This is a genomic window from Yersinia sp. 1252 StPb PI, from assembly GCF_048593885.1.
In the GTDB taxonomy this organism is placed as follows: Bacteria; Pseudomonadota; Gammaproteobacteria; order Enterobacterales; family Enterobacteriaceae; genus Yersinia; species Yersinia enterocolitica_E.
Genome location: NZ_JAZGQE010000414.1, coordinates 1 through 965, shown reverse-complemented (window position 1 = coordinate 965; position 965 = coordinate 1). Strand labels below are relative to the sequence as shown.

Below are 965 nucleotides of genomic sequence, written 5' to 3'. Positions count from 1 at the left end.
ATATATGAGATTCGTTTATTGCAATCTCAGTAGAGATTGCAATAAACAGTTTTAAAAAATTTTCTAAAAAACACTACTCAGCTAGGAAAATTCAATGCTCAAATTCCGAAAAATAGTTATCCCAATAATGTTGAGTTGTTTACCAAGTATATGCTTGGCACAAACAACAGGTACGCTCCCTGCCGGTCGATACGATATTGCAATTGATACCGGTATACTGAGTCCTTTCCCTGCAGTGCTCAATTTCAACAACTCATTAACAGAGCAAGGAACTAGCACTAATTTTCCCATAACAGCGACTTGGTTTCCTATAATTCCACAGGGAACACTTTCGATTTTTTTAGAAAGAGTAATTCATCGAGGCCATCTCGGAATACTCAATGGTTTTTTGACACAGTTCGGTAAAACTTTGCGTATGTACGCAGGTAATGGTGGGGTGAATTGTGCAGTATCTCCGACCAACACAGAGATTGTTGAAGCAGCAAATTTATCACTGGCTGCTGCGCAGCAATGGGTCACTGGAGGTGGTTGGAGAACTGCTGTAGGCATAAAACCATTTAATGCCTATTACAAATGGTTGCCAGGAAATTATTACATTGGTCCTACCAATCGCAGTGACCTACCCACAGCAGGTAATATCGATGTAGAGGCACAACACATTATAGGAAATAGTCATTGGAATCTACTTAATAATTTAAACGTTCAAATACAACTCTATTTACGCAACGAAAGTACGGTAACCTTGGAGGAAATTAATAAGCAGCTTATGAGTTTGTCCGAAACATTAAGCGTCGCTCCGCTAAGACCTAACAATTGGCAATTTAGCAATGGATTTTACCGGATAAACACATCAAATCAAACAACTACCGATGTAAGTTTGGCTTTACTAGTACCGCTATCAGGATTCAATGTAGAAGCCTGCAATCTATTGACACCGACTTTCGAACAGATGAGAAGGAGGTATG

1 protein-coding gene is annotated in these 965 nt (G+C 39.3%); it reads left to right on the top strand.

Annotated elements, in window-relative coordinates; all coding sequences use genetic code 11:
- Positions 1-154: 154 nt before the first annotated feature.
- Positions 155-965: hypothetical protein (locus V2A85_RS23980; RefSeq protein ID WP_420072594.1), on the top strand; the 811-nt coding region annotated here is incomplete at its 3' end.